Consider the following 23,613-nt stretch of genomic DNA (forward strand, 5'->3'; position numbering starts at 1 on the left):
AAAAGGTGCCCAGGCGCATGAAGTGCAGCGCCTCGTCCATCAGCATGGTGCCCACCGTCACCCCGCGCGACAGGTGCGAGCGGAATTTGACCCATTCAAAAAACTGGCCCGGGTCGCGTTCAAAATGCCCGGCCTTGAGCATGCGGTTGACTTCCAGCCAGGTCTGGTTTTGTGTTTCCCAGGCTTCAGTGGTCAGCGAGCCGCGCACGGCGCGGGCGTTTTCGCGCGCGGCCTTCAGGCAGCTGACGATGGACGACGGGTTGCCTTCGTCCTTGACCATGAATTCCATCACCCGCTGCGGCGTGATTTCGCCATGCTTGGCGCCATAGGCGGGCAGCAGCTCGCTGATGGACAGCAGGCCCTGCCAGCCCACCTGGGCCACGGCGGCGGATTGAGGCAGCAACGACGTCTGGTAATTGACGTCCAGCATGCGTGCGGTGTTTTCGGCGCGCTCGGTGTAGCGCGACATCCAGAACAGGTGGTCTGCGGTTCTTGAAAGCATGTTGTTCTCCGGCGTCAGACCTCAAGGATCCAGGTATCTTTGGTGCCGCCGCCTTGCGACGAGTTCACCACCAGCGAGCCTTCGTTCAGGGCGACCCGGGTCAGTCCGCCGGGTACGACGGAAATGGTTTCGCCGGACAGGACGAACGGACGCAGGTCGATATGGCGCGGGGCGATCCCGGACTCGACGAAAGTCGGGCAGGCCGACAGCGCCAGCGTGGGCTGGGCGATATAGGCATCCGGCCTGGCGATGATCTTTTCGCGGAAGCACCCGATCTGCGCCCTGGTCGACGCCGGACCGACCAGCATGCCGTAACCGCCGGCGCCGTGAACTTCCTTCACCACCAGTTCGGGAAGGTGTGCCATCACATAAGCAAGGTCATCCTTTTTGCGGCATTGCCAGGTCGGCACGTTGTTCAGGACCGGCTCTTCGGAAAGATAGAAGCGGATCATGTCCTGCACATAGGGATAGATCGATTTGTCGTCCGCCACGCCGGTGCCTACGGCATTGGCCAGCGTGACTCGGCCTGACTGATAGACCGACAGCAAGCCCGGTACGCCCAGGGACGAGTCGGGGCGGAACGCCAGCGGATCGAGGAAGTCGTCATCGATGCGCCGATAGATCACGTCGACCCGCCGCGGCCCGCGTGTGGTGCGCATGTAGACGTGGTTGTCGTCGACGAACAGGTCCTGTCCTTCGACCAGCTCCACCCCCATTTGCTGGGCCAGGAACGCGTGCTCGAAATAGGCGGAGTTGTACATGCCGGCGGTCAGCACCACGACCGTCGGATCATCGACGCCCTGGGGCGCTACCGAGCGCAGGTTGTCCAGCAGCAGGTCCGGATAATGGGCAACCGGCGCCACCTTGTGGTGTTCGAACAGTTCGGGGAACAGGCGCATCATCATCTTGCGGTCTTCCAGCATGTAGGACACGCCCGAGGGGACCCGCAAGTTATCTTCGAGCACATAAAACTCGCCGCCGCCGGCGCGAACGATATCCACCCCTGCGATATGGGCGTAAATGTTCGACGCCACGGAAATGCCCTGCATCTCGGGCCGGTATTGCGCGTTGCGGAAGATCTGCTCGGCGGGCACGATGCCGGCCTGGATGATGTTCTGCTCATGATAGATATCATGGACGAACATGTTGAGCGCGCGTACCCGCTGCTTGAGTCCCGACTCCAGTTTCGACCATTCGTTTGCCGGGATGATGCGGGGGATGATATCGAACGGGATCAGGCGTTCGGTGCCGGCGTCGCTGCCATACACTGCGAAGGTGATCCCCACGCGCCGGAAAATCAGGTCCGCCTCGGCCCGCTTGCGCGACAGGGACACTGCGGTCTGCGCATGCAGCCAGTCGTGGAATGCCTGGTAGTGTTCGCGCGCGCCCTGGTTTTTGGCGAGCATTTCATCAAAAAATTCTGACATGGTTATTTCTGTTTTCGCACTTGGTTCGATAGTGTCTATCAAGAAATATGCCAGCAGTGCAAGGAATTTTCACGGCGCGCGCAGGTAGTCCACCAGGGCGTTGCTGCGCTCCGGGGGCGGCTTGGTGAGCAGGCTGATGACGACGATCGTGGCAAATCCGGCCGGCACGCCAAATACGGCGGCCGAATTGGCAGCAATGCCAAACCATTGGTTCAGTGTCGTTCCGCCCATTGCGGGGCTGGTGCCGAGCATGTAGGCCACGCACACGGCGAAGCCGGTGATGATGCCGGCGACCGCGCCGAATGCGTTTGCCCGCTTCCAGAATATGCCCAGCACCAGCGACGGGAACAGGGTCGAGGCCGCCAGCGAGAATGCCGCGCCGACCACCGACAGGATATCGCCCGGCTTGAGCGACGCGGCATACGCTGCCACCAGCGCCACCACCAGCAGCAACAGCTTGGAAACCGTTACCCGCTTCTGGGTCGATGCCGCGCGATCGATGGTCTTGTAGTAGGTGTCGTGCGACAGCGCATTGGAGATTGTCAGCAGCAATCCATCGGCGGTGGATAGTGCGGCAGCCAGCCCGCCGGCCGCCACCAGCCCGGAGACGACATAGGGCAAGCCGGCGATTTCCGGCGTGGCCAGCACCAGTATGTCCGCATCCAGCGAAATTTCTGCGAACTGCACGATGCCGTCGCCGTTGAAATCGACGATGCTAACCAGCGGATTGAGTTTGTCGATGTTGGCCCAATAACCGACCCAACTAGGCAGTTGGGCAAAGTCGCTGCCGACCAGCGAGGTCAGGATGTCGTATTTGACCAGCACGGCCAGCGCCGGCACCGCCGTGTACACCAGCATGATGAAAAATATCGACCAGAACACGGACTTGCGCGCTTCGGCGACGCTGGGCGTCGTGTAGTAGCGCACCAGGATATGAGGCAGTGCTGCGGTGCCCATCATCAGGCTCAGCACCAGGGCCAGGAAATTATTGCGCTTGTTGTCCGACGTTTCGCTGTCCGGCCCGGGGAAAGGCTCGGCTTGTCGGACTGGCGGCGCGGCGCGCGCCAGCGCGACCTTGCGCGCTTCGCCCCACACACGCCGCGCCTCCTCCGGATCTTTCGGGTAGGAGGCGGCCTCCCGCGCGGCGGCCTTGATTTCCAGCAGCGACGCGTTGTTCGATTTGAGTTCCTGCACCCGTTGTTGTGCGATCAGCCGGCCTTCATCCCATGACACGGGCAGCCGCAGGATCATCTGGTCATAGTCCTCGGCGCGCCGCTCGAACACCGCGCGCACCTGTCGTTCGCCCGGGTCGAGCACCAGCGCCTGCTCCTTCTCGCTCAGCTTGGCCAGGGTGACGCCATAGGCAATCTGCGGCACTGGCACGCTGGTGTGCTTTGCCGACAGCCACATCACCGGAATCAGGTAGGCGATCAGGATGATGATGTACTGCGCGATCTGGGTCCAGGTGATGGCGCGCATGCCGCCGAGGAAAGAGCAGACCAGTATGCTCGCCAGCCCGAGGAAGATGCCGACCGAAAAATCGATGCCGGTGAAGCGCGACGTGATCAGGCCCACGCCATAGATCTGGGCCACGACATAAGTAAAGGAAATTGCCACCGTCGCCAGCGCACCGACGATGCGTACGAAGTCGCCGCCGGACTGACCTGCATAGCGGGCAGCCAGGAAGTCCGACACCGTGTACTGGCCGAATTTTCGCAGGTAAGGTGCAATCAGCAAGGCAACCAGGCAAAAGCCGCCGGTCCAACCCATGATGTAGGCCAGGCCGTCGAAACCCTGCAGGTAAAGTCCGCCGGCCAGGCTGATGAAGGTGGCCGCCGACATCCAGTCGGCGGCAGTGGCCATGCCATTGAACACCGCGGGCACCCGGCGGCCGGCGACGTAATATTCGGTCACGTCCGAGGTGCGGCTCAGGAAGCCGATGCCTGCATACAGCACGATGGTCGAAAAAATGAACAGGTAGCCGATCCATATCCTGGGCAAGCCCTCCCGCTCCAGGAGCGCCAGTGAGGCCAGCAGCAGGATGAATCCGGCCGTGTACCACAGGTAGTATTTCGTCAGCCGGCCGGAAAAGCTGTTATTGGCCATCGTCGTTCCCGGCTTTGTATTGTGCATCGAGGCGATCCATCCACCAGGCATAGGCGCCGATGATGGCGACATAGGCCAATACCGAACCCTGCGCTGCCATGTAAAACGACACCGGCCAGCCAAATACGGTCACGCCGGCCAGTTCGCGGGCAAACCAGATCGACGACAGGGTCACGGCGAACCAGACCCCCAGCAGCAGCAGCGAAAATCGCTGCACCCGTTGCCAATGCCTTTGCCGGCGTTCGGAAGGGGTGCGCATTCAGGCCTTTCCCGTGGTGTCGTGGACACGGTCCAGCGTCATCGTCAACCTGAACAGGCTGCCCGGAAACTTCGGATCCAGGCTGCGCGGGTTATTGAAGACATCCATCTCTGCATCATGTTGCTGCACGATCTCGCGCACGATCGCCAGGCCAAGTCCGCTGCCCTCGGTGTGGCTTCCCAGGATGCGATAGAAACGCTCGAAGATATGCGAGCGTTCGGCCGGCGGTATGCCCGGGCCCGTGTCTTCCACTTCAAGGAAAGCGCGCGCCGCGCCCTCGTCGACGCGCACCCTGATCGTCACGGTCCCGCCGGCCGGGGTATAGCGCAATGCATTGTCGACCAGGTTATTGAGCAGCTCGCGCAGCATGGTCGCATTACCGTTGATCATGGCCGGGTGTCCCGGCTGTTCAAAGCCGAGGTCGATCTGGCGTCCCAATGCCGTCTGCACCCAATCCTGCACCACACTGCGCGCCATGCCCACCAGCTCGACCGGCGCAAACGATGTCGCCTGGGGCGGCTGGTTTTCGGCCCGTGCCAATGCCAGCAGCTGGTTCACCAGTCGCGTTGCGGTTTCCGAGCTTTTGGAGAGTTGCTCCAGCGAGCGATGGATTTCATCCGGGCTGGTCTGGCGCAGCGCCAGCTCGGATTGCATGCGCATGCCCGCCAGCGGCGTCTTCATCTGGTGCGCCGCGTCGGCGATAAAGCGTTTTTGCATTTGTATGCTCTGCGACAGGCGCTCGAGCAACTCGTTGAGCGAACCCACCAGCGGCGCGATTTCCTCCGGCACCTGGCCCGGTTCGATTGGACTCAGGTCATCCGCGCGCCGGGCCCTGATCCGTTGCTGCAATTCGGTCAGAGGCGACAAGCCGCGCGACAGCGCAAACCAGACCAGCGCCAGCGCGATCGGCAAAATCAGGAATTCCGGCAGGATCACGCCCTTGATGATCTGGTTGGCCAGGTGTACCCGCTTGTCGAGAGTCTCCGCAACCTGTACCAGCACCATGCGCTGCGGCAGCGGCCGCAGGATGCTGGGATGGGTACGGTTCAGGTCCAGGTAGGTGTAGGCGATCCGGACTTCGGTGTTGCGCATCATGTCGTTACGCAGTTGGACGGCCCACGGCTGGCGGTTTTCGTCGTCGGGCGGCAGCGGCATGTCATGGTCGCCATCGATCAGTTCGCCGTCCGGACTGACGATCTGGAAGAAGACATTGTCAATGTCATCGGCACGCAGGATATCCTTGGTCGACGTCGGCAGCACAGCGATCACCCGGCCGTCGGATTCCTTGACTTGCTGCGCCAGCACCGTGACGCGATCGTCCAGCGCCCGATCGAAGGGCTGGTTTGCAATCGACTTGGCGACCAGGAAGGTGACGGCGATGCTGATTGGCCATAGCAGCAGCAGCGGAACCAGCATCCAGTCGAGGATTTCGCCGAAAAGCGAACGCTGCATCGGCTCGGATTCGGCGTGGTCGGCCGGATTGAAAAATGGCGGTTCGCTCGCCGCGTGTGGCGTCTGGCCCGGAAGCGGCTGCTCCAGCGTCGCCGGCTGCGTAATGCGCTGCATGGAATCAGTTTGCCGCAGCAGGCGGCGGCGTCGGTGACGCCGGAGCCGGCGGCTCTGCGCATTTCTCCATGCAGTAGCCCAGCCCGCGCACCGTGGCGATGCGAACCCCGCTCGTTTCGATCTTCTTGCGCAGGCGGTGCACGTACACCTCGATGGCGTTATTGCTCACTTCCTCGCCCCATTCGCACAAATGATCGACCAGCTGTTCCTTGGAAACCAGCCGGCCGGTGCGCTGCAACAGCACTTCGAGCAAACCGATTTCCCGTGCCGACAGATCCAGCATCTGGTCATTGATATAGGCAATCCGGCCGACCTGGTCGAACGACAGCGGACCGTGGCGGATCACCGTGGGTCCGCCACCGGCGCCGCGGCGGGTCAGGGCGCGCACCCGGGCCTCGAGTTCAGACAGCGCAAACGGCTTGGCCATGTAGTCGTCAGCGCCCAGGTCCAGGCCCTTTACCCGCTGCTCGACTGAATCGTTGGCCGTCAGGATCAGGACTGGCAGGTGGGAATTGCGGGCCCGCAGCCGTCGCAGCACTTCCAGTCCCGACAACTTGGGCAGGCCGACATCGAGTATCAGCAGGTCGAAATCCTGTGTCGACAGTGCAAGGTCGGCCTCCTGGCCGTTCCGGACGCAATCGGTTGCGTAGCCGGACTGCCGCAGTGTCCGGGTCAGCCCGTCAGCAAGCACGCTGTCATCTTCGGCAAGCAAAATTCGCATAGGGAGGGGGAGGACGGGGCAGGGTGCAGGCTAGTCTATTGTGTTTCCCCCGGGGCAGCAAGGCGAAGGACCGCAGCCCTGAACGTGATTGCTTAGGCAAGCCTGCGTTCGTTCACCGGCCGCGTCAGCAGAGGCGACAAACCGAATGAGCCCCGCTACATTTCGCTTGCATTAATCACTGTTTGTTTATACAGTACCGATTGACTTGGCGGCGGGTATTGAGAAAACGATTTCGACCTGGCCGTTTGCCGGCACATTCACCAACAAAAACGCAGTAATCGCCTCGGAAAAGAGATCCCATGGAAGACAGAAAACCCCTTAATGCGTCGGAAAAGAGCAAGGCACTGGCTGCCGCCCTGTCCCAGATCGAAAAGCAGTTCGGCAAGGGATCGGTGATGCGCATGGCCGATGGCGCGGTGGCGGAAGAAGTGCAGGTGGTATCGACCGGCTCGCTCGGACTCGATATTGCGCTGGGCGTGGGTGGCCTGCCGCGTGGCCGGGTGGTCGAGATCTACGGCCCGGAATCGTCCGGCAAGACGACCCTGACCCTGCAAGTCATTGCGCAGATGCAAAAGCTGGGCGGCACCTGTGCCTTCATCGACGCCGAGCATGCGCTCGACACCGGCTATGCACAAAAGCTGGGCATCAATCTGTCCGACCTGCTGATTTCCCAACCGGACACCGGTGAACAGGCGCTGGAAATCACCGACGCGCTGGTGCGCTCCGGTGGCGTCGACCTGATCGTCATTGACTCGGTCGCCGCCCTGACGCCGCGCGCCGAGATCGAAGGCGACATGGGCGATTCCCTGCCTGGCCTGCAAGCGCGACTGATGTCGCAGGCGCTGCGCAAACTGACCGGCTCGATCAACCGGACCAACACACTGGTCATCTTCATCAACCAGATCCGGATGAAGATTGGCGTCATGTTCGGCAATCCGGAAACCACGACCGGCGGCAATGCGCTGAAGTTTTACGCGTCGGTGCGGCTGGACATCCGTCGCACTGGCTCCATCAAGTCGGGCGATGAAGTGATTGGCAGCGAAACCAAGGTCAAGGTCGTCAAGAACAAGATCGCGCCGCCGTTCCGCGAAGCGCACTTCGACATCCTGTACGGAGAAGGCACCTCGCGCGAAGGCGAAATCCTCGATCTCGGTTCGGACGCCAAGGTGGTTGAAAAGTCGGGTGCCTGGTATAGCTACAATGGCGAGCGTATTGGCCAGGGCAAGGACAATGCGCGCAACTACCTGAAAGAGCATCCGGCGCTTGCTTACGAGATTGAAAACAAGGTGCGCGCTTCACTGGGCGTGCCATTGTTGCCGCCACTGCCCGGCACCGTTACCGAGGCAGCGCCGAAGAAGGCGGCAGCCGCGCGCGAAGCCAAGGAAGCGCGCGAAGCCGAGTAAATGCATGCCCTGGTGCGCGCGTAGTTCGCGCGCATCGTTCATTCAACCAGGTATTGCCTCACCTATTCAATCGCGTTTTTGATCGCAAATTTGATCGCGTATCTGATCATTTCATCGACTTTGTCCAGCAGGCGATCATGACCGATGAACGGAACAATGCGTATGCCGGCGCCTAAACTGAGCCTCAAGGCGCGTGCCCTCGGCTACCTGTCGGCGCGAGAGCATAGCCGCATCGAGCTTGCCCGCAAACTTGGGCGGTATGCGAACGAGGACGATGACATCGATTCGCTGCTCGACCAGCTCGAGGCGGCGAAGCTCTTGTCCGATTCGCGGTTTTCCGAATCTTTGGTTCATCGGCGCGCAGCGCGCTACGGCAACCGGCGCATCCTTTCCGAGCTGCAGACCCACGGCCTGCAAGACGAGTCGCTGGCGCAACTGAAGATCGGGCTGGCGCAGGATGAAACGCAGCGAGCAAGGCAGGTCCTCAGGAAAAAATATGCCACAGCGCCAGCCGATGGGGCCGAGCGCGCCAAGCGCATGCGTTTCCTGATGCAGCGCGGATTCACCATGACGGCGATACGCGAAGCCATGCAAAGCTTCGCGGACGACCCGGACGAGCCATACGCCGACGCCTAGCGGTCCAACAAGCCCGCAAACGCTGCGGCAAAATCGAGACAAACCGGTAAAAAATCAGCGCCGCTTCCCTCATTCCGCCCCTGTGGGCTGTGCTACACTCCGAAGCTTTCCGGCGGGGTTGTTGCAGTTGCAATACTCTGCGCGCGGATTGCCGTACCGATCCTCCCGCCTCGCTTTTCCATCACGCATTCGTTGCCGCTGCCGCGGCCGTGTCGGTCTATGTCCTGTCTCCATCCGGCGCCAAGCGCCCGCACAAGAACACGCAACGCATCGCACTGCGCACATGGCGACGGTGAACGTGAACGTCTATCCTCCCTCCCCCTTCAATCAGCGTCTATAAGGAAGCTCGCATGAAAATCCATGAGTATCAGGGCAAAGAAATCCTCCGCAAGTACGGAGTGACCGTTCCGCGCGGCATCGCGTGCATGAGCGTGGATGAAGCCGTCAAGGCGGCCGAGCAACTTGGCGGCAAGGTGTGGGTCGTCAAGGCCCAGATTCATGCGGGCGGACGGGGCAAGGGCGGCGGCGTGAAGGTGGCAAAGTCACTTGAACAAGTGCGCGAATATGCGAATGCGATCCTCGGCATGCAACTGGTCACGCACCAGACCGGCCCTGAAGGGCAGAAGGTCCGTCGCCTGCTGGTTGAAGAAGGCGCGGACATCAAGAAAGAACTGTATGTCAGCATGGTCACCGACCGCCTGAGCCAGCGCGTCGTGCTGATGGCGTCGAGTGAAGGCGGCATGGATATCGAGGAAGTCGCCGAGAAACATCCAGAGCTGATCCACAAGGTGGAGATCGATCCGGGCACCGGCCTGACCGATGCCGACGCCGATGCAATCGCCGCAAAAATCGGCGTGCCGCCGGCCTCCATTGCCCAGGCGCGCGCCATGTTGCAAGGTTTGTACAAGGCATACTGGGAGACCGATTCCTCGCTGGCGGAGATCAACCCGATGATCCTGACCGGCGACGGCAAGGTCATCGCGCTGGACGCCAAATTCAACTTCGATTCCAACGCCTTGTTCCGCCATCCGGAAATCGTCGCCTACCGCGACCTCGACGAAGAAGATCCGGCCGAAGTCGAAGCCTCGAAATTCGACCTCGCCTATATTTCTCTCGATGGCAATATCGGCTGCCTGGTCAACGGTGCAGGATTGGCCATGGCCACCATGGACACCATCAAGCTGTTTGGCGGCGAGCCTGCAAACTTCCTCGACGTCGGCGGCGGCGCCACTGCCGAGAAGGTCACTGAAGCATTCAAGATCATGCTCAGGAACCCTGAGCTGAAAGCCATCCTGGTGAACATTTTCGGCGGCATCATGCGCTGCGACGTGATTGCCGAAGGCGTGATCACCGCTTCGCGCGCGGTTTCGCTGGCGGTGCCGCTGGTGGTCCGCATGAAGGGAACCAACGAAGAAATCGGCAAGAAGATGCTGGCCGAGTCCGGCCTGCCGATCATCGCCGCTGACACGATGGAAGAAGCCGCGCGCAAGGTTGTCGCGGCTGCCCAAGGTAAATAATCGCAAGGAACCAATATGTCGATCCTGATCAACAAAGATACCAAAGTCATCACCCAAGGCATTACCGGCAAGACCGGGCAGTTCCACACCCGGATGTCGCGCGAGTACGCCAATGGCAGGAACTGCTACGTGGCCGGCGTCCATCCCAAGAAGGCCGGAGAAGACTTCGAAGGGATCCCGATCTACGCATCGGTCAAGGATGCCAAGGCACACACCGGCGCGACCGTTTCCGTGATCTATGTACCGCCGGCGGGCGCAGCAGCGGCCATCCTGGAAGCGATTGAAGCGGAGCTGGAGCTCGTGGTGTGCATTACCGAAGGCATCCCCGTGCGCGACATGCTGGAAGTCAAGGATCGCATGAGCAAGACCAACAGCAAGACTTTGCTGCTGGGTCCGAATTGCCCGGGCCTGATCACGCCGGACGAACTCAAGATCGGCATCATGCCTGGCCATATCCATCGCAAGGGCCGCATTGGCGTGGTTTCCCGTTCCGGCACGCTGACCTATGAAGCCGTGGCGCAAGTGACCGCGCTGGGGCTGGGACAGTCATCCGCAGTGGGCATTGGCGGCGATCCGATCAACGGACTCAAGCACATCGACGTGATGCGCATGTTCAACGACGACCCGGACACCGACGCTGTCATCATGATCGGTGAAATCGGCGGCCCGGACGAGGCAAACGCGTCCTACTGGATCCGCGACAACATGAAAAAGCCCGTGGTGGGCTTTATCGCTGGCGTCACGGCGCCGGCCGGCAAGCGCATGGGTCATGCCGGTGCGCTGATCTCGGGTGGCGCCGACACAGCCGACGCCAAGCTGGAAATCATGGAAGCCTGCGGCATCACGGTCACGCGCAATCCTTCCGAGATGGCGCAATTGCTCAAGAAGATGCTGTAACAGACCTCGACGCGGTTCACCGGGCGGCAGTCAGGGAAGGCAGCGATGGACTTGCTGCCTGTGCTGCATGAGCGCCCGGGGCACACGCGTCGCGATTGATTTGCGGGGAGCTTTGGCTCCCCGACCATTTTCTGCTCCCGCCCTGGATCGCCCATGGCCACACGTTCGCTGCAACGCATGCAATCCGCCTTTGCCACCGATGTCGGGCGCGTTCGCGCGCACAACGAGGATGCGCTGGCGGTCAGTGCCGAATACGGCCTGGCGATTGTCGCCGACGGCATGGGCGGCTATAACGCCGGCGAAGTCGCCAGCGGCATCGCCACCGCCTTGCTGAAGGAGGCACTGGAGCAGCGTTTTCGGCGCGAACCGGCTTTGCTGGCCCTGCCCGCGCGGCGCATCGAAAAGCTGCTGGCCGACGAAATCCAGCATGCCAACGCCTCCATCTACGCCGCCGCCTGCCAGGAGGCTGGCTACAAGGGAATGGGCACGACGCTGGTGCTGGCGCTGCTGCGCGAGCGCGATGTGGTCATTGCCCACATCGGCGATTCGCGCGCTTACCGCTTCCGGGATTGCCGCCTGGCGCCACTGACACGGGATCACTCGCTATTGCAACAGCAGCTCGATGCCGGACTGATCACAGCCGCCCAGGCCCGGGCCGGCAAGCAGAAAAACCTGCTGACCAGGGGCATGGGGGTGGATCCCGAGGTCGACGTCGACGTCCGCACGCATGGGCTGCTGCCCGGCGACCTGATCCTGCTGTGCACGGACGGCTTGACCGATGAGTTGCCCGATTCGGTGATCGAGCTGGTTTTGACCGAAGCCGAACCGGACCTCGATGCCGCCTGTGGCGAACTCACCGCCCGTGCCAATGCCGCCGGCGGCGCGGACAATATCACGGTGCTACTGGCGGGGCGCCCGCTTGCCGGCGGTGAACAAAGCCGCTGGCAGCGTCTGCTCGTGTGGCTGGGCGAACGACTGGCGCTTTCGCGCTGAACTGGCGGCGAACCGGGCGCAAGCCAATCGCAAACCGAACGCGCATTGACTGATATCCGGCTGCAAAGTGACACGAATGGGCAGTTAACTGACACTTTTTGTCAGTCGCTCCGTGCCAAACCGCCAAAAAGCACTCCAACCTGCCCGATTTTCCACTGGCACGTGGATTGCTCCAGAGAAACTTAGACAGAGTCGTCTGTCCATATCAAGGGAGATTCAAATGCAATCCGTAAAAATGATCAAACGTGTACAAAAGGGCTTTACGCTGATTGAATTGATGATCGTTGTCGCGATCATCGGTATCCTGGCTGCTGTCGCCATCCCGGCGTACCAGGACTATGTAACCAAGGCAAAAGTCGCCAAGGTCGCTTCGGCTGTCAAGGCAGTCCAGACCGCAGTTGCGCAATATGCACAGGAAAATGGCGGCACCATCGCACTGGCTTCGGCCGACAACTGGACATCGCTGGGCCTGTCGGCTGCACCGACGGCAACTACTGAAGTCAGCAGCGTTGGACTCAGCACTGCCGGTGTGATCACGGCCAACGTTGCCGCAGCAGTCAGTGGCACCGCCTGTACCATCACCTTCACGCCAGCCATCGGCACCACGGCCGTGACCTGGGCTGTGGCCACTACCTGCGCTGCGCCAATACCTGGCATCGTCGCCAAGTGGAACTGATCTAGCGTTTCACAAGCCCCTCCTCGGAGGGGCTTTTTTTATTCCCAATGCACACACACTTCCTGGCCTGGCTGAAAGATCGCAATCGCGGCTATTGCCTGTTGCTGATCGGCGCTGTGCTGGCGCTGTACCTTCCGTATCTTGCCAATCCGTTTTTCTTTGACGACATCGCCTTCTTCAGCAGCGTGCGCTATCCATACGGGGTGTACAGCGACCTGCTGAAGCCGCGGGCAACGCCCTACAACAGTCTGCTGTTGACACTGCAATGGTTCGGCAGCGACCTTCCCCATGCTTATCGCCTGGTCGATGCGGTATTGCACGCGGCCACCGCCATCGCGCTGTTCGTCTTCCTGCGCAGCTTGTTGCGGCACACTTGCGATCAACGCACGCAGCAAGGAACGCTCGACTTTGCCGCTGCCGCTGCGGCCTTGCTGTTCGCCCTGCACCCGGTGGCCAGCTATGCCGCCGGCTACATCATCCAGCGCAGCATCGTGATGGCGACATTGTTTGCGCTGCTGTCGCAATGGGCCTATCTGAATGCCCTGGTCACAGGCAAGCGGCGCTGGTTGGTCCTGACGGTACTGGCCTATTTTTTCGCCTGCTTTTCGAAAGAACACGCGGTGTCCGTGGCACTGTTGATCGCTGCCATCACTGTGTTGATGCGGGCACGCCTGCGCGCTGTTTTGCCCGCCACATTACCTGCCTTGCTGTTGCCATTGCTCGTGACGGCGCTATCCATGGGCGTCGTGGCGGTGCTTGTTGCGTTGCGTGTGCGCGGCGTCGTTGGCACGACCTATGAACCGATGGCAGCGCATGCCTTCGCACAAAGCGGTGTGCCGGATGTTCAGCTAAGCCATCCATTGAGCATCGTTACCCAGGCCGGCCTTTACTTCAAGTACCTGATGCTCTGGCTGATGCCGAACCCGGCCTGGATGTCGGTCGACATGCGATCCGTATTCCTCAACAGCCTGACGCAATGGCAGGCATGGGCCGGCGCACTCGCTTTCCTGCTTTACGGCGGCGTAGCGATGCGCATGCTGTTTGCCCGCGGCACAGTCGCGCTGGCCGGCTTTGGCTTGTTGTCCCCCTGGCTGATGTTCCTGGTCGAGTTTTCGGCCGTCCGGGTGCAGGAAGCTTTCGTCCTTTACCGCAGCTATCTGTGGATGTCGGGCCTGATGCTGCTCGCAGCGCTGCTGATGGTCCGGCTGCAACAAGTGCTGGCCAAGCGCGGATGGTCCCGGCCCTGGGTCCGGCTTGGTGTGCTGCTGGTCTTGCTGGCTGTCTTGGTGCCTGCAACGCGCAATCGGCTCGATGTCGCGTCCGACACCTGGCGGCTTTGGGATGACGCAGCAAGGATGCTGGATGGCGATGCCGTGCCTGGCGCGGACCGCATCCTTTACAACCGCGCCAATGCAGCGCTGGTCGCCGGCCGCCCGGCAGATGCGATATCCGACCTCAACCGCGTTGCCCGGCTCAGGCCCGAACTGTTCCAGGTGCAGCAGGCGCTCGGCTATGCGCATTTCGCCAATAATGATTTCAGCAAGGCAGAGACTGCCTTTCGGCAAGGCCTCACGCAACAGCCTGGCAATGCAGTGCTGCTGTATGCGCGCGCCATTGCGCTGGCGCGACTCGGCCAGATGCGCGAATCGCGCGAGGACATGGCTGCAGCCTGCGCGGCGCAGCACATGCTTGCCTGCCTGGCGTCGGCCAGCATGCAGGTAAAGGGCAAGCAGCCAGGCGTCCGACAGCGCGAGTGAGCCGCAATACCAGCGCGTGCGGCACTGTCCACGACCATCCCGACAGTGCACGAAAGCCTGGCAGTTAATATGGATGATGGATAATAGCCCCCCGGCCCAACCTGTTCTTCGCTTGATGAACCTCCTCTATCTCTGCCACGCCAACCGCCGCCCCGTCGGCGGCATCAAGGTCATTTACAAACTGGCAGAGCTGTCCGACACCCTGGTCGGACCCGGCAGCGAGGCCTTCGTCCTCCATCCAAACCATCCCGGCTTTCGCTGCACCTGGTTCGATGCGAACGTCAAATTCCGCAAGACCTGGTTCGGCCTGCAATGGGCAGGCAAGCCGAGCTTGTCGAAGATTACGGACCAGTTCGATCCGGCTCATGACTTCGTGGTGATCCCCGAACTATGGGTGCGCAAGTACGGCGTGCAGCTGGCGCGGTTGGGCGTGCCGTATGCGATCTTCGTGCAGAACGGCTACCTGGTCGGCAACGGCAAGCGGGAAGACCTGGAGCTTGCGTACCGCAACGCCAAAGTGATCCTATCGGTCTCGGAAGACACTTCCAACTGCATCGCGATGGCATTCCCGCATGCGCGGGAAAAAATCCAGCGCATCCATCTGTTCGTCGATGCCGCCAGGTTCAAGCCAGCGGTGCACAAGGAAAACCTGATCACCTACATGCCGCGCAAGCTTGCCGAGCATTCGGCGGCCTTCAGGTTTTTCTTGCAGGGCAAGCTGCCGCCGGATTGGCGCTTGCAGGCCATCGACGGACTCGATGAGGCTGGCGTGGCCGAATTGTTGGGAAGGTCGAAAGTGTTTGTCTCCTTCAGCTATATGGAAGGACTGGGCTTGCCGCCGATCGAAGCGGCGCTGGCGGGCAACCAGGTGATCGGTTATACCGGGGAAGCGGGCAAGGAGTTTTGGGACCCGGTACTTTTTACCGAGGTGCACCAGGGAGATATAGCCGGCCTGACGCAAGGGGTGCTGAAGCTGGTCGCGCATTGTGACTCGATTGACGAGCAAGCCGCCGACGCCGCCCGCTTGCGCCTGGCGCGCACATTTTCTGCGCAGGCACAGCAACGGGATTTGCAGGCTTTCCTGCAGACGATCGGAGCACTGGGCAGGTAGGCAGGCCGCCGCTGGAACCTGATGAACTGAACCCGGCAGGCCGATTTGTGGTCACGCAAATCGCAGCCTGTCCTGGACTGGATAATGGGCAATGCAAAATAAACGAGTCATCAGTGATGTCCGCATGCCGGCAGGCGTGTGGGTGCTCGGCTGCGTGAGCATGCTGATGGACATTTCTTCGGAAATGATCCACAGCCTGCTGCCCCTGTTCCTGGTCGGCACACTCGGTGTCAGCGTGCTGGCTGTGGGCATCATCGAAGGCCTGGCCGAGTCCACCGCGCTGATCTCGAAAGTTTTTTCGGGCATGTTGAGCGACTACCTGGGGCGCCGCAAGGGCCTGGTCGTGCTCGGCTATGCGATGGGCGCGCTCACCAAGCCGTTCTTTGCGCTGGCCAATGGCGCCGGCGTCGTGATTGCCGCCAGGCTGATCGATCGTGTCGGCAAAGGCATCCGCGGCGCGCCGCGCGATGCGCTGATGGCCGACATCACCCCACCCGGCATCCGCGGCGCGGCATTCGGTTTGCGGCAATCGCTGGATACGGTCGGTGGCTTCACTGGCCCGCTGCTTGCCACCGGCTTGATGCTGCTGTGGGCCAACGACTTCAGGGCGGTTTTCTGGGTGGCGGTCATTCCCGGCGTGCTGGCCGTGTTGCTGCTGCTGTTCGGCATCAAGGAGCCCGAGCGCGTACGCACGCACCAGGCCGTGAACCCGATCCGCCGCGAGGCGCTAGCCAGGCTCGGCGCCCGGTACTGGTGGATTGTCGCTGTCGGCGCAGTATTCACGCTGGCCCGCTTCAGTGAAGCCTTCCTGGTGCTGCGCGCATCCCAGGCCGGTGTGCCGGTTGCCTGGGTGCCGCTGGTGATGGTGGCCATGAGCCTGGTGTATGCGCTGAGCGCCTATCCATTCGGCAAGCTCTCCGACTCGGTCAGCCACCGCGCGCTGCTGGCAGCCGGTTTGCTGATGCTGATCGCCTCGGACCTGGCGCTGGCGCTGGCCAGTAACTGGACCATGCTCGGCCTGGGGGTTGCGCTGTGGGGGGTGCATATGGGCATGACGCAGGGCCTGCTGTCGGCCATGGTGGCCGATGTGGCGCCGGAAGATTTGCGCGGAACCGCGTTTGGCTTCTTCAATCTCGCCAGCGGCATCGCCATGCTGCTGTCGAGCGTGATTGCCGGCCTGCTATGGGATAGTCTGGGGTCTGCGTTCACGTTCTATGCCGGCGCCGGGTTCGCGGCGCTGACCCTGGTCGCGATGCTGTTCCAGCCACCGCCCAAATAAGCCAGCGTCGGATGGGTCCTGCCCGGACTATCCGCGAACCCGCCCCGGGGCAGTGCCGGAGCCTCAGCCCTCTACGGCCAGCCTGAGCTCGACCGTTGTCATGCGCAGCCGCAGCGCCAGGCTGCGACTGAGATTGAGCAAGATCTGGCGCGCAATCTCCGGATGCGCCAGTTCGATTTCAGCCAGGCGCTCGCGAGTCAGTTCCCATACCGTACCCGGCCCCTGCAGCATCGCATCGGCAGAACGCGGCTTGCCTTCGAGCAGCGCCATTTCGCCAAACACCATGCCCGGCGCAAAGCTCGCCACGCGCTTCTGGTGGCCGCCATTGATCGGCACCAGGATATCCACTACGCTGTCACTGGCCACGAACAGGCTGTCCCCGACATCGCCGCAACGAAAAATGACGCCGGCGGCAGCGAAGCGATGGCGGGCGAGGTAGCCCTCGAGTGCCTCGGTCTGTGACTTGTCGAGGCCTGCAGCCAGCGCAGTCTGCGAAAGATCGACGACGGCATCTTCAGCCTTGATGCCATGTCTGGCAAGCAGGGCGTCCTCCAGGCTTTCCATCGCCGTATCCATGTCCGGATGCCAGTTCATGGGTGCAATGGCGCTTTCCAGGCCCATTGCGCGCAGGAAGCCGGCGATGCGCTGGTTGGCGCCGGATATCGACAAGCTTCGCTGCATGGCGTTCAACTTGCGCGCCACCTGCAACAAGGTGCGGGCGCCGGTGGTGTCGACATCGCTCACCCGCCTGAGATCGAGCAGCAGGGAAGTCGCCTGTTGGGTTGCCGCTTCGATTTCGCGCGCCGCGCGATCGGCAGTCCCGAAGAACAAGGGTCCTTCGATTTCAATCACCGCAATCTGCGCGCCATGGTGCTCGAGCACCTGCATGTCGGCTGCCGATCGCACCTTGAGCGAACGATGGTGCCGGGCATCCGACATACGCCGGATGACCGGTTTCATGCTGCCCTTGATGAAGAGGAACATCGTCGCCACGACGCCGGCGCCGACCGCCTGCAGCATGTCGCCCACGACGGCGACCAGCGCCACCAGCACGATGACGCCCAGGTTCGCCAGCAGCAAGTCATACTGCGCGCGCGGCAGTTGCCGGCGCTGGCGAAGCACCTGGACGACCAGACGACGCGTCCCCTCGTCTACCATGCCGTAGGCGAAAAAAAGCAGGATGCCAGCGGTGACCGCGCTCGGCACCAGCCCGATCCAGTTGCCGACCAGGATCACGGTCAGCATGAGCGCGACGGCGCAAACGGCGCCGGAAAGCGGACTGCGCCCGCCCGCCGCCAGGTTCGTCATGACCCTTGTCAGGTTGCCGGTGCTGGAGGTTGCGCCGAGCACGCCGGACACCAGGTTCGCCAAGCCCTGGCTGCGCAGTTCGCGATCGGCATGGGGCCGCACGTGCGTCACGGAATCAATCGCAGCAAGGCAGAGCAAGGTTTCGAGGGAGGCAAAGGCGGCGATCGCCAACGCATAAGGTGCGACTGTCGGTATCCAGCCAAGCAGATCAGCCATTCCCTGGCTGGCAATGGTTTGCCACACTGAGAATGCAGGCAACACACCGACCACGCTGACCGATGTCGTTCCGAGCATGTCTGGGCCAAACACGAAGGCCAGCGCGTGGTGCAGCAGGGTGCCGCCGATCAACGCTGCTATCGTGCCAGGCACCCGCCGGGTCCAGCGCGGCACCAGGAAACACAGCGCCAGCGTCAGCGACGTGACGGCGACGCTCGGCAGGTGCCAACTGTCGGATGCGGTGTTCCAGGGCGAGCCATGGGCGATGCCCAGGGCTGGACGCAAGGCCGACAGCAGCATCAGCAAGCCCACGCCGCACATCAGGCCGGCAATCACCGGATAAGGGACGTACTTCAGCGCACGGCCAAGCCGCACCCAGCCAAATAGAAACTGGAACAGTCCGGCCAGCACGGTGCACAGCAACAGCAAGCCAAACACCATTGCGGCCGGATCGGCCGCTGCCTGCACGTCCACCTGGTCCAGCAGGTCGGTGGCCAATGCAGCCAGGAGCAGGGCGGTGGCCGGACGTGAACCGGTCATCATGCCGCCGGTCGTGCGCAGCAAGAGTCCGAGGACGCCCCCGAGGATGCAGCCCCAGATGGCGGCGCGCAGGCCGTGATCGGCATACGCCGCACCCAGCGGCGCAACGGCGATCAAGCCATAAACCAACTCGACCGGCAAGCCCGATAGTGCCGCGGTCACGCCGCCGGCAATATCGTTTTTCCAGCGTCGCCAGTGCATACCAACACCGCTCATCGAGCGTTTCTCCCCAACGATCACGGCATGGAACGCGTTGCGCCTGACTGGCCCACGTGGCAAGGATGCCGCTTATCACCTTGGCAATTGCATTAAGGTAACAGAAGTGATCAGCCAAACGAGGTTTAAGCGCGATCCTGCGCGGCGAAAGTTTTCGCTGCCCCGGTTGCGGTCGTGGGGGGGGGGCGGCGAAGCGATCGCAGGGAAGTTGAAACTAGAAGCTCAGCGACCGGCGGTGACCTGGCCGCGCAAGAATTCCAATACGACGGCATTGAACTCGGCCGGACGACTGCGCGACACGGCGTGACCGCCCTTGTCGAACAGATAGAGACGGGCGCCAGGGATTGCCGCGGCTATCTGTCGCGAGAAATATGCAGGGGTCAACAGGTCGTCTTCCGCGCAAATGACCAGGGTCGGCGCGACCACCTTGCCCAACTGCGCCGAAATATCGAATTTCAGGATCGAGTCGATCCGGCTCTCCATGATTTCCGCGGAACTCAGCTCGTTCGCCGCCGTCTTTGCCTCCACCGCGCGCAGGCTCTCGTCGTTGTCATTGATGAACTCTGGCGGGTAGAAAAAAAGCGAGGTCGTCTGCGCGTAGACCTCGGGGCCCATGGTTTGCAGCACGCGTTTGCGCAAGCTCCAGATGCGATGGCGGTACGGGTCTGCCCGGTCAATGCTCGCATACAGCACCAGGCTGGCAATCCTCCCGGGGTACCGTGAGGCCACGACCTGACCGACTGCGCCGCCCGTGGAGTGGCCGACAAAATGGACCTTCTCGATTTGCAGTGCATCCAATAGTGCAATGAAGTCCTCCGCCAACTGCTCGATGGATTGCACCGTCACGCGCGAAGAGCGGCCAGTGCCGCGCTGGTCGGTGACCAGGACACGAAAGCGTGCGGAAAAATCAGCGATCTGCGGACCCCAGTACGATCCGGCGCCGCCCATTCCGGCAACCAGTGCTACCGGTATGCCGGCGTTGTCGCCATGCCACTCATAAAACTGCTCGATACCGTTTGCTTGAACCACCGCCATACTTCCATCTCCCTGGATCTGATAAAAACGTATTCGTCCGTGCCGGACCGCCTGCAAAAAGCACCGCTGGCCCGATTTGCAGCGGGAGCCGACACGCGGGGGCCTCCCGCTTTGCTGCCTGGCCTCAGTACGCAGTGACGCCCGTTGCCTTCACCAGCGCGGCCCACTTCTTGACGTCGGCGCTGATGATCCGGCTGAACTCCGCCGGGCTGTTACCGACCGGATCGGCGCCGATGGCCTGGAGCTGCGCCTTTGCTTCCGGCGTGGCGAGGATTTTCACCACTTCAGCTTGCAGCGCCTCGACCACCGGCATTGGTGTCCCGGCCGGAGCCAACAGGCCGAACCAGGAACTGACTTCAACGCCGGGCACGCCGAGCTCGGCCAATGTCGGCAACTCGGGAAGCGCACTGGCACGCTGGGCGCCCGCGATTGCCAGCGGGCGCAGCTTGCCCGAGCGGATGTGCGGCAGCACCGAAGGAAGATGGTCGAACATGACGTCCACGCGCCCAGCCAGCAAATCGCTCATGGCCGGTGCAGCGCCCTTGTAGGGCACATGCAGCAGTTTTGCGCCGGTCGCCTTCTGGAACAGTTCCCCGGTGAGGTGGGGGATGGCGCCGGTGCCGCTCGATGCAAAGCTGAACGGATTTGGTCGTGCTTGGGCTTCGCTGACGAAATCGCGCGGTGTCTTTGCCTTGACAGCAGACGTGACAACCAGCGCCACGGGAATCTGGGCGACCAGGCTCACCGCCTGGAAATCCTTCTCGGGCTGGTAGGACAGTCCCTTGTAGATCGAGGGGGCGATGCTTTGACTTGCCGTTACGCCCATCAACAGCGTATAGCCGTCAGCCGGGGCTCGTGCCACAAAAGCAGCGCCGATCGTGCCGGCTGCACCAGCCTTGTTCTCAACGACGAATGACTGGTTGAATGCAATGGAGAATTTCTGGGCGAACAAACGGGCCAACTGGTCTGCAGCGCCGCCAGCCGGAAATCCGGCCACGATCGTGACCGGCTTTTTGGATGGGTAGGCGTCGCCCGCAGCCTGCGCTGGAAGCGCGGATGCCAGCGCCAGCGTGAGCAATGACCCGGTGCACCAGGAGAGGGCGCTCATTAAAGATGAACCGCGTGTCGCCGCCCTGGGCGGCACGGCCGCTTTAGTCGGTCCGGTATCGACGTCGTTGACCATTTCTTGCTCCGCTAGGTAGGTAAATCAGAATGAATCGGCTGGGCCGCAAACAGCCCGGGCTTGATCAGGCGCGCCCTGGGCCGGGCGCTTCCATGCAAAAAGTGATCCTGGCGTCGAAGCGACGTGTCGCCATCGACACCAGGGTCGCACTAGATATGGGCAATCGACGATATCTCGACCAGGAATTCAGGTTTCACCATGTCGGCCCGGATGCAATAGCGCGCAGGCGGGCGGTCCGAGAAATATTCGCCGTAGACCTCGTTCATCGCCTGGTAGTCGGACAGGTCCTTGATGAAGATGACGTTGTAGGTGACATCCGCCAGGCTTCCGCCTGCGGCTTCGATCACGCGCTTGATGGTCTCGATGACGCAGCGTGTCTGGACCCGGACATCGCCGTCCCCGACCACTTTGCCGTCGCTGTCAGTGGCAAAGGTTCCGGAGACATAGACCACATTATTGGCTTTCACGCCCGGCGAATAAGGCGCCAGCGGGGGGGATGATCCGGCGGGAGTAATGATTTCTTTTGGCATGGTCGGCTCGATGAGGGCGTGAATGGACGGGAAGCGAAGCTTTAGAAAATACTATGCGCACAGCGACGGCAGGCGGTAGATCAAAGTGAGCACCGCCGTGTTGCGCGCATCGCAACGCCGCCCGGCTCAAGTGATCGAAGCAAGCCAGTCATGACGGGCTTGGCGGGGGCAGGGCGCCAGCACGCTACACGGCCGCGCAATCACGCCCGGTCGAATCAAGTCGATCGAAAGCGAGCTGCAACTCGTTGATGAACTCGCGCGCGGCGCTGGTGAGCGAGCGAGTGCGGCTGGCGCATACCTGGGTCAGCACATCGCCAAACTCGCTATCGGCAAGACGAACAGCGACCAGCTCGCCTGTGGCCAGGTCCCGCACGGCGGAAATGCGCGGCGATATCGTGACCGCACTGCCTTTGCGCGCCAGGCTGCGCGCCAGGTCGAGTGAGTTGGTCGTCAGCAGCATGTTCAGGGAAACATCCCGGATCTTGGTGACATGGTCCAGCAGCCTTCGTATCGCATAGCTCGCATCCGGCATGGCGACCCGGTGCCCGGCGAGGTCCGACAACCGCAGTGAGCGCTTGCCTGCCAGCGGATGACGTGGCGACATCAGGGCGACCAGCGCTTCCTTATGCGAAATCAGCGGCATGACGTCGGGCTTCCCGGCGGCAAAAATCGTGATGCCAATGTCGGCTTCGCCTGCCGCCAGCGCTTCAAATATCCGGCCGCTGCTGGACACGACGATATTGAAGGTGATGTTCGGGAACTTGGCGTGATAGCTGGCCAGCACTTCCGGCAGGAGCTCGCCGATCAATCCTTCGATGCAATGCACCGTCAGCTCGCCGCGCTGCACACCTTTCAGGTCATCGATTTCGCTGCGTGCGCGTTGCAATGCCTTGAAGGTCGTACTCAAATGCGTCCAGAGAATCTGGCCCGCCTGCGTCAGGTGCATGCCGTGCGTGGTGCGCTCGAACAGCAGTGCGCCGTACTCGTGCTCGATCTTGCTGATCTGCCGGCTGACGGCGGATGGCGCCACATACAAGCGATCCGCCGCCTGGCGAATCGAACCGCATTGGACCACCTCGTGGAAGTAACGAAGCGCGGTGAATTGCAGTGGCGCTGCCTTGAGCTTGTCGGAGCGTGTCAGATCTATTGGAGGCATAAAGTGCTAACTGGTTTCATTCCGGCTTCCATCAAAAGGGCAAGCGGGCCCCCGACCGAAAGTTACAACGGTGCCGTCGTCCTGATCACCGTCACACGGCTGACAAGGAATTCCCCCTCCACCACGGTTCTGTGAGGAACGCCGACGACGTTGAATCCCGGTCCGCCGTCATCGAGCCAGCGCTGCGCGAGGGGGTCAAATTCCTGTGGATCCAGACCCAGCATCTGGGCGCTGATCACAAACTGCGCTCCGGGCTTCTGTTTTTTTACAATATCTTCGAGGGAAGCCATGCCTGCCTTTCTTACTTTGCCGGTCCGCCCCGCTTGGGGGCCACATGCGGGCGCGACTTGTTCCGTTGCTCGAATACGGTTTTTGCGTCCTGCTCAGCCCGTTCATGGGTGCGCATTTCCGGAAGGTCATCATGCAGGCTGAAGAAGCCGGCGGCTTGCGCTCGCATCACATGCTTGATTGCGTCCTCATCGCTCAGATCGTATCGCTCCGTGATCAGCGTTGTCACTTCATCCAGGTATTCTTCGTATGTCATGGCGGCTCCGGCTTCCAAGCGCGTATGATGCGCTC

22 protein-coding genes are annotated in these 23,613 nt (G+C 61.9%); 9 read left to right on the forward strand and 13 right to left on the reverse strand.

The window, feature by feature from the left end; translation table 11 throughout:
* The 6 genes from Q7T64_RS10035 to Q7T64_RS10060 all read right to left on the reverse strand — a co-directional run.
* A partial coding sequence (locus tag Q7T64_RS10035) for an alpha-E domain-containing protein (protein WP_304795106.1) occupies positions 1-502 on the reverse strand: 502 nt, incomplete at its 3' end.
* A gap of 14 nt (positions 503-516) precedes the next feature.
* The gene (locus tag Q7T64_RS10040) at positions 517-1,929 is read right to left on the reverse strand and encodes a circularly permuted type 2 ATP-grasp protein (RefSeq protein WP_304795108.1); all 1,413 of its coding nucleotides are present in this window, start codon (positions 1,927-1,929) and stop codon (positions 517-519) included.
* Positions 1,930-1,998: 69 nt separating this feature from the next.
* The gene (locus tag Q7T64_RS10045; protein ID WP_304795163.1) at positions 1,999-4,035 is read right to left on the reverse strand and encodes a sodium:solute symporter family protein; all 2,037 of its coding nucleotides are present in this window, start codon (positions 4,033-4,035) and stop codon (positions 1,999-2,001) included.
* Positions 4,025-4,294 carry a DUF4212 domain-containing protein gene (locus Q7T64_RS10050; RefSeq protein ID WP_304795110.1) on the reverse strand — a complete coding sequence of 90 codons (270 nt, stop codon included), beginning with the start codon at positions 4,292-4,294 and terminating at the stop codon, positions 4,025-4,027. The genes Q7T64_RS10045 and Q7T64_RS10050 overlap by 11 nt, the downstream gene beginning before the upstream one ends.
* The gene (locus Q7T64_RS10055) at positions 4,295-5,860 is read right to left on the reverse strand and encodes a sensor histidine kinase (RefSeq protein ID WP_304795112.1); all 1,566 of its coding nucleotides are present in this window, start codon (positions 5,858-5,860) and stop codon (positions 4,295-4,297) included.
* Positions 5,861-5,864: 4 nt separating this feature from the next.
* Positions 5,865-6,581 (reverse strand): response regulator transcription factor, encoded by a 717-nt coding sequence (locus tag Q7T64_RS10060; RefSeq protein ID WP_304795114.1) that lies wholly within the window; start codon positions 6,579-6,581, stop codon positions 5,865-5,867.
* A gap of 299 nt (positions 6,582-6,880) precedes the next feature.
* Here Q7T64_RS10060 and recA point away from each other — a divergent pair, with 299 nt between their 5' ends.
* The 9 genes from recA to Q7T64_RS10105 all read left to right on the forward strand — a co-directional run bounded on the left by recA (position 6,881) and on the right by Q7T64_RS10105 (position 16,850).
* Entirely contained in the window at positions 6,881-7,984 is a 1,104-nt protein-coding gene (recA, locus tag Q7T64_RS10065) for a recombinase RecA (RefSeq protein ID WP_304795116.1), read from the forward strand.
* A 162-nt stretch (positions 7,985-8,146) separates the two neighbouring features.
* Positions 8,147-8,620 carry a recombination regulator RecX gene (recX, locus tag Q7T64_RS10070; RefSeq protein WP_304795118.1) on the forward strand — a complete coding sequence of 158 codons (474 nt, stop codon included), beginning with the start codon at positions 8,147-8,149 and terminating at the stop codon, positions 8,618-8,620.
* A gap of 326 nt (positions 8,621-8,946) precedes the next feature.
* The gene (sucC, locus tag Q7T64_RS10075) at positions 8,947-10,137 is read left to right on the forward strand and encodes an ADP-forming succinate--CoA ligase subunit beta (RefSeq protein WP_304795165.1); all 1,191 of its coding nucleotides are present in this window, start codon (positions 8,947-8,949) and stop codon (positions 10,135-10,137) included.
* A 15-nt stretch (positions 10,138-10,152) separates the two neighbouring features.
* A complete protein-coding gene (sucD, locus tag Q7T64_RS10080) occupies positions 10,153-11,034 on the forward strand; it encodes a succinate--CoA ligase subunit alpha (protein ID WP_304795120.1) in 882 nt (293 codons plus the stop codon).
* Positions 11,035-11,187: 153 nt separating this feature from the next.
* The gene (locus Q7T64_RS10085) at positions 11,188-12,027 is read left to right on the forward strand and encodes a Stp1/IreP family PP2C-type Ser/Thr phosphatase (RefSeq protein ID WP_304795122.1); all 840 of its coding nucleotides are present in this window, start codon (positions 11,188-11,190) and stop codon (positions 12,025-12,027) included.
* A gap of 220 nt (positions 12,028-12,247) precedes the next feature.
* Complete coding sequence (locus Q7T64_RS10090) at positions 12,248-12,703, forward strand: prepilin-type N-terminal cleavage/methylation domain-containing protein (protein ID WP_304795124.1); 456 nt, start codon at positions 12,248-12,250, stop codon at positions 12,701-12,703.
* Positions 12,704-12,750: 47 nt separating this feature from the next.
* A complete protein-coding gene (locus Q7T64_RS10095; protein ID WP_304795126.1) occupies positions 12,751-14,460 on the forward strand; it encodes a tetratricopeptide repeat protein in 1,710 nt (569 codons plus the stop codon).
* 115 nt (positions 14,461-14,575) lie between these two features.
* Positions 14,576-15,571 (forward strand): hypothetical protein, encoded by a 996-nt coding sequence (locus Q7T64_RS10100; RefSeq protein WP_304795128.1) that lies wholly within the window; start codon positions 14,576-14,578, stop codon positions 15,569-15,571.
* A gap of 91 nt (positions 15,572-15,662) precedes the next feature.
* The gene (locus Q7T64_RS10105) at positions 15,663-16,850 is read left to right on the forward strand and encodes an MFS transporter (protein WP_304795130.1); all 1,188 of its coding nucleotides are present in this window, start codon (positions 15,663-15,665) and stop codon (positions 16,848-16,850) included.
* A 63-nt stretch (positions 16,851-16,913) separates the two neighbouring features.
* Here the strand turns inward: Q7T64_RS10105 and Q7T64_RS10110 are convergent, their stop codons facing one another.
* The 7 genes from Q7T64_RS10110 to Q7T64_RS10140 all read right to left on the reverse strand — a co-directional run bounded on the left by Q7T64_RS10110 (position 16,914) and on the right by Q7T64_RS10140 (position 23,578).
* On the reverse strand, positions 16,914-19,130 hold the full coding sequence (locus Q7T64_RS10110) for an SLC26A/SulP transporter family protein (protein ID WP_304795132.1): 2,217 nt from the start codon (positions 19,128-19,130) through the stop codon (positions 16,914-16,916).
* A gap of 222 nt (positions 19,131-19,352) precedes the next feature.
* On the reverse strand, positions 19,353-20,165 hold the full coding sequence (locus Q7T64_RS10115; RefSeq protein WP_304795134.1) for an alpha/beta fold hydrolase: 813 nt from the start codon (positions 20,163-20,165) through the stop codon (positions 19,353-19,355).
* A 124-nt stretch (positions 20,166-20,289) separates the two neighbouring features.
* Entirely contained in the window at positions 20,290-21,348 is a 1,059-nt protein-coding gene (locus Q7T64_RS10120; RefSeq protein WP_304795136.1) for a tripartite tricarboxylate transporter substrate binding protein, read from the reverse strand.
* Positions 21,349-21,497: 149 nt separating this feature from the next.
* Positions 21,498-21,878: a pyrimidine utilization protein C gene (gene rutC / locus Q7T64_RS10125; protein WP_304795139.1), complete on the reverse strand. Its 381-nt coding sequence runs from the start codon at positions 21,876-21,878 to the stop codon at positions 21,498-21,500.
* A gap of 184 nt (positions 21,879-22,062) precedes the next feature.
* The gene (locus tag Q7T64_RS10130) at positions 22,063-23,034 is read right to left on the reverse strand and encodes a LysR family transcriptional regulator (RefSeq protein WP_304795141.1); all 972 of its coding nucleotides are present in this window, start codon (positions 23,032-23,034) and stop codon (positions 22,063-22,065) included.
* 62 nt (positions 23,035-23,096) lie between these two features.
* Positions 23,097-23,324 carry a hypothetical protein gene (locus tag Q7T64_RS10135; protein ID WP_304795143.1) on the reverse strand — a complete coding sequence of 76 codons (228 nt, stop codon included), beginning with the start codon at positions 23,322-23,324 and terminating at the stop codon, positions 23,097-23,099.
* 11 nt (positions 23,325-23,335) lie between these two features.
* Positions 23,336-23,578 (reverse strand): hypothetical protein, encoded by a 243-nt coding sequence (locus Q7T64_RS10140; protein ID WP_304795144.1) that lies wholly within the window; start codon positions 23,576-23,578, stop codon positions 23,336-23,338.
* Positions 23,579-23,613: the final 35 nt, after the last annotated feature.

It is taken from the genome of Lacisediminimonas sp. (assembly GCF_030645335.1).
GTDB lineage: Bacteria > Pseudomonadota > Gammaproteobacteria > Burkholderiales > Burkholderiaceae_D > Lacisediminimonas.

Bases quoted from the DNA above. Each gene is read 5' to 3' on its own strand.
- Q7T64_RS10040 (WP_304795108.1), bottom strand. From the start codon at position 1,929: ATGTCAGAATTTTTTGATGAAATGCTCGCCAAAAACCAGGGCGCGCGC.
- Q7T64_RS10045 (WP_304795163.1), bottom strand. From the start codon at position 4,035: ATGGCCAATAACAGCTTTTCCGGCCGGCTGACGAAATACTACCTGTGG.
- Q7T64_RS10050 (WP_304795110.1), bottom strand. From the start codon at position 4,294: ATGCGCACCCCTTCCGAACGCCGGCAAAGGCATTGGCAACGGGTGCAG.
- Q7T64_RS10055 (WP_304795112.1), bottom strand. From the start codon at position 5,860: ATGCAGCGCATTACGCAGCCGGCGACGCTGGAGCAGCCGCTTCCGGGC.
- Q7T64_RS10060 (WP_304795114.1), bottom strand. From the start codon at position 6,581: ATGCGAATTTTGCTTGCCGAAGATGACAGCGTGCTTGCTGACGGGCTG.
- recA (WP_304795116.1), top strand. From the start codon at position 6,881: ATGGAAGACAGAAAACCCCTTAATGCGTCGGAAAAGAGCAAGGCACTG.
- recX (WP_304795118.1), top strand. From the start codon at position 8,147: ATGCCGGCGCCTAAACTGAGCCTCAAGGCGCGTGCCCTCGGCTACCTG.
- sucD (WP_304795120.1), top strand. From the start codon at position 10,153: ATGTCGATCCTGATCAACAAAGATACCAAAGTCATCACCCAAGGCATT.
- Q7T64_RS10085 (WP_304795122.1), top strand. From the start codon at position 11,188: ATGGCCACACGTTCGCTGCAACGCATGCAATCCGCCTTTGCCACCGAT.
- Q7T64_RS10090 (WP_304795124.1), top strand. From the start codon at position 12,248: ATGCAATCCGTAAAAATGATCAAACGTGTACAAAAGGGCTTTACGCTG.
- Q7T64_RS10095 (WP_304795126.1), top strand. From the start codon at position 12,751: ATGCACACACACTTCCTGGCCTGGCTGAAAGATCGCAATCGCGGCTAT.
- Q7T64_RS10100 (WP_304795128.1), top strand. From the start codon at position 14,576: ATGAACCTCCTCTATCTCTGCCACGCCAACCGCCGCCCCGTCGGCGGC.
- Q7T64_RS10105 (WP_304795130.1), top strand. From the start codon at position 15,663: ATGCAAAATAAACGAGTCATCAGTGATGTCCGCATGCCGGCAGGCGTG.
- Q7T64_RS10110 (WP_304795132.1), bottom strand. From the start codon at position 19,130: ATGAGCGGTGTTGGTATGCACTGGCGACGCTGGAAAAACGATATTGCC.
- Q7T64_RS10115 (WP_304795134.1), bottom strand. From the start codon at position 20,165: ATGGCGGTGGTTCAAGCAAACGGTATCGAGCAGTTTTATGAGTGGCAT.
- Q7T64_RS10120 (WP_304795136.1), bottom strand. From the start codon at position 21,348: ATGGTCAACGACGTCGATACCGGACCGACTAAAGCGGCCGTGCCGCCC.
- rutC (WP_304795139.1), bottom strand. From the start codon at position 21,878: ATGCCAAAAGAAATCATTACTCCCGCCGGATCATCCCCCCCGCTGGCG.
- Q7T64_RS10130 (WP_304795141.1), bottom strand. From the start codon at position 23,034: ATGCCTCCAATAGATCTGACACGCTCCGACAAGCTCAAGGCAGCGCCA.
- Q7T64_RS10135 (WP_304795143.1), bottom strand. From the start codon at position 23,324: ATGGCTTCCCTCGAAGATATTGTAAAAAAACAGAAGCCCGGAGCGCAG.
- Q7T64_RS10140 (WP_304795144.1), bottom strand. From the start codon at position 23,578: ATGACATACGAAGAATACCTGGATGAAGTGACAACGCTGATCACGGAG.